This is a genomic window from Flavobacterium sp. RSSB_23 (genome assembly GCF_051547145.1).
Classification (GTDB): Bacteria; Bacteroidota; Bacteroidia; order Flavobacteriales; family Flavobacteriaceae; genus Flavobacterium.
In genome coordinates this window covers 1-9,352 of record NZ_JBPTTO010000023.1, presented here as the reverse complement: position 1 = coordinate 9,352, position 9,352 = coordinate 1, and the positions used below count along the sequence as shown (strand labels likewise).

The window sequence follows — 9,352 nt, the reverse complement described above, 5'->3', positions numbered from 1 at the left end:
GGTTGTGGGTTGTGGGTTGTGGGTTGTGGGTTGTGGGTTGTGGGTTGTGGGTTGTGGGTTGTAAGAGCCTACGGCTCTTTATCGAATGTATAAGTTCCGTTGGAACGGAATTTAATCCGTTGCGTTGAGCTAAATTATTTTTTTGAGATTTCCTGTAAGGTTTTAACAACCTTGTAGGTATAACGATTAATTATAAAAAACCTACAAGGTCTCGAAAAAGACCTCGCAGGTATATACTTAAACTAAATCAAGTCCAGCTTTACAAAATTGGTCGAGCCTACGGCTCTTTATCGAATGTATAAGTTCCGTTGGAACGGAATTTAATCCGTTGCGTTGAGGTAAATTATTTTTTTGAGATTTCCTGCAAGGTTTTAACAACCTTGTAGGTATAACGATTAATTATAAAAAACCTACAAGGTCTCGAAAAAGACCTTGCAGATGTATACTTAAACTAAATCAAGTACAGCTTTACAAAATGGGTCGAGCCTACGGCTCTTTATCGAATGTAATAAGTTCCGTTGAAACGGAATTTAATCCGTTGCGTTGAGCTAAATTATTTTTTTGAGATTTCCTGCAAGGTTTTTCAATCTTATTAGGTATAACGATTAATTATAAAAAACCTACAAGGTCTCGAAAAAGACCTCGCAGGTGTATACTTAAACTAAATCAAGTACGGCTTTACAAAATGGGTCGAGCCTACGGCTCTCTATCGAATGTACAAGTTCCGTTGGAATGGAATTTAATCCGTTAAATTTAGTGAAATTCTTTTTTTTGGGTCTTCCTGCAAGGTTTTTCAATCTTACAGGTATAACGATTAATCATAAAACCTACAGGGTCTCGAAAAAGACCTTGCAGGTTGGTAAGTGATACTTCATTTTTAAATTGGTTTTTTTTCAAAACTTCTTATGAAAAAGAGTCGTGTCCCCTAGCCCCGATCGCAGCGGCATCCTTTTTTACAAAAAAACCTAGTAGTGGGTTACTACTAGGTTTTTTTGTAAAAAAGATAGAGCGGAGAGCGGGACGACTCGTGTGGTGCTCCGCCTGCGTCTGCTCCTAAAAATTAAGGCAGTGGTTCGAAACTAATGGCGGTTCCTCCCCCAGCGGCTAATTGCAGTTTGAGTTTGGTAGCCGATGTTACGACTTGTGTTTTGATGGTGTAAGCGATTGGGTTTTTCTCCCAATGTGCATTTTTGGCGTCTTCGTAGATGATGGCTTTGTATTTTTTGCCTTTGGTTAGGAAATCCAATTTGATTTCGGTGGTTCGGGCATTTTCATCGGTGATGGCGCCTAGGAACCAAGTGTCTTTGCCTTTGGTTTTTCTGGCCACGGTAAGATAATCGCCGGGTTCTGCTTCTAGATACAAACTCTCGTCCCAATCCATCGCCACGTCTTTGATGAACTGAAAAGCATCGGGATATTTTTCGTAGTTTTCAATCAAGTCGGCCGCCATTTGCAAGGGAGAATACATTGTCACGTACAAGGCCAATTGCTTCGCCAAAGTGGTGTGTACTTGCTCGGTTTTGTTTTTATCGTAGTAGCTCATTTTGATTTCAAAAATCCCAGGAGTGTAATCCATAGGTCCACCCAACTGACGCGTGAAAGGCAAAATGGTTTCGTGCGCTGGCGGATTTCCGTTGCTCCAAGCGTTGAATTCGTTCCCACGAGCCGATTCGGCCGCGATATAGTTGGGATAAGTACGGCTATAGCCTGTTGGGTGCGAACATTCGTGTGAGTTGACCATCAATTTGTTGTCAGCAAAGCGACGCGCCACAAAATTAAAGTGATTCACCATTGCTTGTCCGTCGTGGAATTCGCCACGCGGAATGATTTTGCCCACATAGCCCGTTTTGGCCGCAGGATAGTCGAATTTCTTCATCAAATCTAATGCGCGGTCCAAGTGGCGTTCGTAGTTGCCCACAGAACCCGAAGTCTCGTGATGCATAATCATTTTTACGTTTTTTGCTTTGGCGTATGCCGAAACTTCTGCCAAATTAAAGTCAGGATAAGGTGTCGTAAAATCAAAAACATCTTCTTTCCAGTTGCCTACCCAGTCTTCCCAACCTACGTTCCAACCTTCGACCAACACGCCGTCAAAACCGTGCTTGGCTGCAAAATCAATATAGCGTTTGGTATTTTCGGTAGTTGCGCCGTGTTTGCCCGTTGGAATTGGATTGCCCGCAGCGTTTTGCGCATTTTGAGAACCCGCGTAATCCCAAGTCGATTTCCCCACGTGCATTTCCCACCAAATCCCCACATATTTCATTGGTTTTATCCAAGAAGTATCTTCTATTTTAGAGGGTTCATTTAGGTTCAAAATCATTTTGGAGCTCACGATTTTTCTAGCGTCATCGCTAACCATAATCGTACGCCAAGGCGAAACGCAAGGCGCTTGTAAATAGGCTTTGTCACCAATGGCGTTGGGCACCAAATTGGCTTTTAGCGTGTACTTTTGCACGTTGGCATCCAAATGCATCACGGGATAATTCACCACAGCCGCCTCAAAAATATTGAGATACAGCCCTGAAGGCGATTTCATTTGCAAAGGCGTTTGCACCGTGTATTTTCCGGGAATGGATTTTACTCCGATTCCGTTGTTAAGGTTCAGTTTTTCGTTGTCAATTTCGGAGAATTTGGTTTCGTTGTACACGTATTCATTGCTGTCAAAATCTCCCGGAATCCAGAACACTTTATTGTTTTCGGTCAAATTGAATTCCGTTTTCTCGTCCGAAATGATAAAATAGTTCAGGTTTTCTTGTTTTGGGAAATCGTAGCGAAACGCCACCCCTTCGTCAAAGGCTCTAAAGACCAAATTCAGTTTCACTTTCGAATCTTTCTGTACCAAAGCAACTATCAATTCGTTGTAATGGTTCACGATTTGGGCTTGTTCTCCCAATACTGGTTTCCAAGTTTCGTTGACCGCATGGGGCGTTGTTCCCGTCACTTCAAAATGGTTGACCAAAGCCGTTTTATCTTTTAGACTCACCCCCAAAGCGCTAGACAGCACCACAGGTTTATTTTTGTAGCTCACCGCATAGGTCGGTTGACCATCGGACGTGAGCTGAAACGTTAGCGCCAAAGTTCCCGTTGGCGATTCCACCCTTTGTGCGGACACCAAGTTCATACAACAAAGGAGCAGTAAGGAAAATAATTGTTTCATTTGGATTCTATTTTTTTTTTGTAACTATAAAAATACGCAAAAAGTCCCGAACCGAGCCACAATAAGGAACGCCTTATACTCTTTGAAAGTAAAAAATCCTACTCCAACGTTTGCGCACTCATAACTTTTGGGCCTACTCGACCAATACGATACCCTTTATTTTTAGGAGCTTTATCCTGCTGTACGTTGCACCCGAGCCATAGCGAACTGACGAAGTAATCTCCGGCTCGCGTGGCTTTTTTGGCTGGGCGGCAAAGGAGCTTCTTGGGTCGCTCTTTCCTACCCGCCAAAAAATAGCCACCCGAGCCAGAGGATTTCCACTTCCATCAGGGCTAGAAACGTTAGAAGAAGAAACTTTACTTTTTAAAATTCCAAATTCCAATTCTTGTCGGTTTGGCTCCCCTCTTGAGAGGGTCTGGGGGTGTGTTTTTTAAATTCCAATTACGTGACTTTGACACCAAATTAAAAAACCATAAATCCCAAACTTCAACCATAAATAAAAAGGTTTGTAGTTAAAATTGTATATATTTGAGAAATTAATACTTTGAGAGACTTATCAAAGCTATCTACCTGAAATGGTTGGTATGGATTGATTTGTTGACCATCTAAATGAGTTACAAACAAGTTAAGAAAAAAGACTCCCGAAATGGAAACACCACAAGAACAGATTTTAGTAAAGAAAAGACATTGGTTTTTAACCTTAGTTTTAGTCTATTTGATTTTAAGTACAATACTTTCACAATTATCCATTTTAATGAATACGAAAGAAATAAAAATTGAAAAACCATCAGTTACAGATGAGCTAATTATTTTACATACCTTTTCGGCAATTATAGAAATATTTTGCCTTTTCCTTATATTTAAATGGAAGAAGAATGCTTTTTTTACTTTAGGTATTATTTATGTTGTTGTTGATGTTTATATTGCAAAAGAAGCAGGGAATTCTAGTTTGCCAGCACTACTTGGAATATATGCAAGGTTAGGAATACTATATTTAGCACTAAAAGTCAAAAAAAATAGTATTTCTGGTTGGATGCAATTGGAATAAAAACCACTATCCGCGCTAACTGCTGCAACGAATTTAGACAATTGGTTCACTAAAAACTTGGTTTAATATTTTTAGATGAATTGGCAAATCCGAAAATAGGGCTTAATTTAGTCCCAAACCCTCTGTGGTACCAGAACGTTGTGCGACATATTATGAAAAAACTTCAAAAAACAACATTTATCTTATTTCTTATAATTTTAATTTCTAGTTGTGATAATAAAAAATCCGAGTTAGATTTTGAAAAAAATGTTATGCTTGAAATTTATCCAAAGCTTATCGATTCTTTATGGATATATAATTCAATCTCTAATTCATTCTCATTTGTTAAATTAGATAAAAATAACAAGGTTATAGGAGTTGAACCTAAAGATAAAAACAAACTAAAAAAGCAATATAATAAACGATTGTCAGAAATAAAGAAAGATACCTCTAGAATATTTGTTGTGATTTTAAATAGAATATGCCGAATACAACCATTTGAACTAAATAAACTAAAAAATCATTTTAAAAATGCCATTTTGTATCAAAACAAAAAGTTAGATACTTTAGAATATTCCGTTGACCATAAAAAATTTAGTTCAATAAAATACTTAAAAGTAAAATATATAGCAAAATTCACAATGGATGATAGAGTTTGGGTAAATAGAAATGATTATTTTTTTTGGGGCGTGGTATCTTTTTCAAGAATTCAATTTGATATAGAAAGGAAATATGGAATCCTGACAAGTTCCGTTATTTGTGGTGGGCTATGTGGACACGGTTACAGGTTTTTCATTAAAAAAATGAAAGATAAATGGATAATAGACAAAGTTGAAGAAGCTTGGATTTCCTAAAAATACGTCGCACAACAGCTACTACAACGGATTTACTTCGTCTGTTCGGCTTGCAGCCTCGGGTGGGCATTAGGCTTAATAGGAAAATTGTTTTGTATTTGGATGTTTAGTGATAACCGAAAAATAAATCTTAATTTAGAACCCAAACCCGCTGTAGTACCAGAACGTTAGCGGTAATTTCGCTACAGAAGAAGAATTAACATATAAAAAAAACAAAATTTGTAATCAATGATTTTTGATGAGGTTTCATTCCACGATTCTCAAATACTAAAAGTTATAGAAAATCCGAACGGACAAATTCTAGAATTTATAATTGACTTTCCTACCAATTGGGAAGAAAATATTTTTGAGCATAAAGTTTTGAAATTTGAAGGTGTAATATTTTATAATATTGAAGAAATTCCTTTTGGCGGTTTGCCTACAATTTTAGATATTTTGAACTTAGGAGAAGTAGAAAAAGACTTTAGCTCTGGACAAAGCGAATGGAAAACGTTGCGGAATAGGATAAAAATTGAAACAAACTCAGGGAATAGAATTGTTGAATTTTCTGAATGCAGTTTAATATAAATAAAACAACCAGAATAGAAAGTATTTTACGAATGAAGAACATTTTAAAAATAGTATTTTTTATTGTTTTTACACAAACGAGTTTTGCCCAGAAAATTAATAAAAATTTGATATCCAAAAAATTAGACTTGAATTTGTCTTTAGAACCAAAAATGCGCGGAATCGAAAGCGATAATGTTATTTATTATATCGAAAAAGATATGCAAACTTTATCGGCTTACACAAATGGAAAATTAAAGTGGAAAACAAATATAATTTCAGTTTGTGGAAAACCTAATATTGGAAAATCTGAAATAAGAGTAATAAAACTCAGAGTTAATAAACTTTCTGTTGTTTATGGTAAACACAGTTTTGCAGAAGTGGATATCAATACTGGCAAAACTCAAAATATAGGTTCCGATTAAGTAACTACCACTAACACACGCTACAAGCAAGCTGGGCAATTGGCTTAATTTGAAAATAGTTTGTGTTTGGTGCATTTGTTTTTAACCGAAAGATTACGCATCTTTAATCCCAGCCTGCGTGTAGCGCGAGAACGTTGGTGGCAAGTTGCGCCGAAATTACGCAGGCAAATCCAATTTGAAAATAAACAGTTGTTTCCGCCGCAAGTTTTCAAAGCAGAAGCGTGAAAATTGAAACCTGCCAACAGAAGCGTGAAAAATTGAAACTTGGAAAACGGAAGCGTGAAAATTGGAATCTGACAGTGGAAGCGTAAAAACAGAAACTTAAAAGTAGTTCGCCTAAAATTGAAAACTGAAAAGTAGCATTGTGAAAGTTGGAACTTGCCGTGGAAATGTGAAAAGCAAAACTTGAAAAACATTGCGCCTAAAATTGAAAGCTGAAAAGTAAAAGTGTGAAAATTGGAATCTGAAAAGCAAAAGCGTTATAACTTTGCGGCTATTCGTAATTTCGACAGAACAACCAGCCACCAACACACGCTACAAGCAAGCTGGGCAATTGGTTTAATTTGAAAATAGTTTGTGTTTGATACATTTGTTTTTAACCGAAAGATTACGCATCTTTAATCCCAGCCTGCGTGTAGCGCGGGGACGTTAGCAGCAATAACAAAAAATTCGTAATTTAGACGTCTATGTCAAACATCTTAAGATATCTCGAAAACCCTCAAATAAATCACGAAAAGATATATGAAGTTATGCGTGATTTCCGCAAAGCTGGGCTAAATCCTAAAATGTATGACGAGTTTATTAATACTATAAATAAATTGCCAAAAATCCGATTAAGAGGACCACATGCATATGATGTATTTAATAAATTTGATTTGACTGACATCACATCAGAAGATTTATCGGTTGTGATGAAAGAACTAAAGCAAAGATCTATTGAAGATTCAAAATTCTGTTGGCATGTTGAAGCAAGTGATGCTTCATGTAACTTAGATTCGGCAGGCAAAATTATCGTCAGCGCGGCACATTCTATCCAAAACAACGGTGTTCTTAGTACAATATCTGAAAACCATGAAGTTAGTACATATAAATTTCAACCAGGTGGTTTAAAAGGAAAAGTAATTAAAAAGAAAGTAGCTTCTATATTTTGGGGATTTTGTAATACACATGATGCAATTTTTAATACGATTGAAAATTTTCCATATCAAAAAACTGAAGAGCAAAATTTTTTATTTGCATATCGCAGTTTTGTTGTTGCATCCCATAAAAAAATGGAAGCTTCAACATTTATGAATTTCGGAGGACAAGCAGAAAATGATATCAAAGAAAATCGTAGAATTTTTGATAAGGCAATCGCAGAAAAAGATTATGCGATTATAAAAACCGATGTTTTCGAACTGCCTCTTTTCTACCCTATCGCTTGTTCTTCATCTTTCTATTTAGATTTTGATTTTGAAGGTGTTGCTATTCCGCATTCGGAAGGAAGAATGGAAAACGTTTTCGTCACATTACTTCCTGTAATTAAAGAAAATAAGGCTTATTTTTTATTAAGCTATTTTAAAGAAGATGCTCATTTATACGAAAAAGTAGGTATACAAATGCGCAAAAGAAATAAACTTAAATCTGATATCTCGATCATAATTGTAGCTCACGCTGAAAACGTTTATTTTGAGCCTTTATATTATACAACTTTCATAGAACAGTTTGAAGAAGATTTATATACTTTGATGTTCCAAACACAAATGGACCATGGAGTTGTAAATCAATATGATGAAATAAATCACAGCTTTTCATATACGCCCGAAACTTATCTTCAAAATCAATATGACATCAATATTTTTGGTTACTAATCAAGAGTTACTGCTGCTAACACACGCTACAAGCAAGCTGGGCAATTGGTTTAATTTGAAAATAGTTTGTATTTGATACATTTGTTTTTAACCGAAAGATTACGCATCTTTAATCCCAGCCTGCGTGTAGCGCGGGAACGTTAGCAGTCATTTAACCAAAATCGCAGAAAAATGAACTTAAAAAAAGAATCAAGTGATAAAGTTTATTGAAGTTTTAAAAAAGTTTTTCACTAATTCATCATTTGAAAGTACCAAAAAAAATAATGAATTTGACAGTAAAATTTATGGAGAAGAAGTGACTATAAAAAATTCAATTAAAATGAATTTTCAAGTTTTGCTTTTTTTTATAATCATTGACATTCTATTATTGAAAAATATTGAATCTTATTCAAATAAGTCATTAACAATTATTTTTTGCGTAGTCATTTTGATTATACCAATTTTAAAAATGATTAATCAAAATCCAAAATTGATTATATCTAAAGCATCCATAATTTGTAATGGAAAATTAATAAAATGGACTGATATTGATTCAACTTTGATAGAAGAAATAGACCCAAATGATGTTGCAAGTTATTATAAATTACTCATCGTTCTTAAAAACAATAAAAAAGTAAAAGTATCTTTGAGTGACCAAAATTATTCAGTTTTTGAAATAAGTCATATAATTGAATATTATAAAGAAATAAACGCCTGCTAACAGCCACTACAACGGATTTGGGCATTTGGCTTAATGGAAAGATGGTTTTGTATTTGAGATGATTTGGCAAATCCGAATAATGGGCTTAATTTAGTCCCAAACCCGCTGTAGTGCCAGAACGTTAGCAGTAATGCGCCCAAAAAAAGAGAATATTTATGAGAAAAATAAACTATCTACAAATCATTTTTCACTTTATAGCAACGTGTTTTTTTATATATTCATTTTACTCTTTTTCCGCAATTTATAATATTAAAATTTTGGCTGTAATCTCAGAAAACGGAAGTGAGAATGTATTACGAAATTCTGAAAAATTTGGAATAACTATAATGGATATTTGGAACTTTTCTTTCGTAACTCAACTTTCTGCTGTTTTAGGAATATTAACTTCATTTATTATTTCTATGGTAATTTCTATAAAAAATAAATGGTCTGTTTGGAATAGTTTCATTGTTCTTGTAATATGTTACACACTGAATCGATTTGATCTTTTAGGTTGGAGTTATTTAAAAACCTATATATCTCCAGGAAGATTAGTAAATAATCTGCTTTTTAGTTTTTTAATTACGGGGAGTTTCTTGCTTCTAATTGGATTGATAATTTTCTTTTCTAATTTTTTAAAAACCCGAATTGAAAATCAGAAACTGAAACAAATGCACTACTGCTAACACACGCTACAAGCAAGCTGGGCAATTGGCTTAATTTGAAAATAGTTTGTATTTGACACATTTGTTTTTAACCGAAAGATTACGCATCTTTAATCCCAGCCTGCGTGTAGCGCGGGAACGTTGGGAGC

General features: G+C 35.2%; 8 protein-coding genes. 7 read left to right on the top strand and 1 reads right to left on the bottom strand.

Annotation, left to right across the window (positions count from 1 at the left end; genetic code table 11):
• Positions 1 to 1,060: 1,060 nt before the first annotated feature.
• Positions 1,061 to 3,157: a glycoside hydrolase family 97 protein gene (locus ACSVH9_RS16030; protein WP_438064583.1), complete on the bottom strand. Its 2,097-nt coding sequence runs from the start codon at positions 3,155 to 3,157 to the stop codon at positions 1,061 to 1,063.
• Positions 3,158 to 3,803: 646 nt separating this feature from the next.
• Between ACSVH9_RS16030 and ACSVH9_RS16025 the strand changes: the two genes are divergently transcribed.
• The 7 genes from ACSVH9_RS16025 to ACSVH9_RS15995 all read left to right on the top strand — a co-directional run bounded on the left by ACSVH9_RS16025 (position 3,804) and on the right by ACSVH9_RS15995 (position 9,224).
• A complete protein-coding gene (locus tag ACSVH9_RS16025) occupies positions 3,804 to 4,205 on the top strand; it encodes a hypothetical protein (RefSeq protein ID WP_438064582.1) in 402 nt (133 codons plus the stop codon).
• A 152-nt stretch (positions 4,206 to 4,357) separates the two neighbouring features.
• Positions 4,358 to 5,038 carry a hypothetical protein gene (locus ACSVH9_RS16020; protein WP_438064581.1) on the top strand — a complete coding sequence of 227 codons (681 nt, stop codon included), beginning with the start codon at positions 4,358 to 4,360 and terminating at the stop codon, positions 5,036 to 5,038.
• A 228-nt stretch (positions 5,039 to 5,266) separates the two neighbouring features.
• On the top strand, positions 5,267 to 5,605 hold the full coding sequence (locus ACSVH9_RS16015) for a hypothetical protein (RefSeq protein WP_438064580.1): 339 nt from the start codon (positions 5,267 to 5,269) through the stop codon (positions 5,603 to 5,605).
• Between the two features lie 32 nt (positions 5,606 to 5,637).
• Complete coding sequence (locus tag ACSVH9_RS16010; RefSeq protein ID WP_438064579.1) at positions 5,638 to 6,009, top strand: hypothetical protein; 372 nt, start codon at positions 5,638 to 5,640, stop codon at positions 6,007 to 6,009.
• 686 nt (positions 6,010 to 6,695) lie between these two features.
• Positions 6,696 to 7,859: a hypothetical protein gene (locus ACSVH9_RS16005; protein WP_438064578.1), complete on the top strand. Its 1,164-nt coding sequence runs from the start codon at positions 6,696 to 6,698 to the stop codon at positions 7,857 to 7,859.
• A gap of 193 nt (positions 7,860 to 8,052) precedes the next feature.
• On the top strand, positions 8,053 to 8,559 hold the full coding sequence (locus ACSVH9_RS16000; RefSeq protein WP_438064577.1) for a hypothetical protein: 507 nt from the start codon (positions 8,053 to 8,055) through the stop codon (positions 8,557 to 8,559).
• Between the two features lie 155 nt (positions 8,560 to 8,714).
• Positions 8,715 to 9,224 carry a hypothetical protein gene (locus ACSVH9_RS15995; RefSeq protein ID WP_438064576.1) on the top strand — a complete coding sequence of 170 codons (510 nt, stop codon included), beginning with the start codon at positions 8,715 to 8,717 and terminating at the stop codon, positions 9,222 to 9,224.
• Positions 9,225 to 9,352 lie beyond the last annotated feature (128 nt).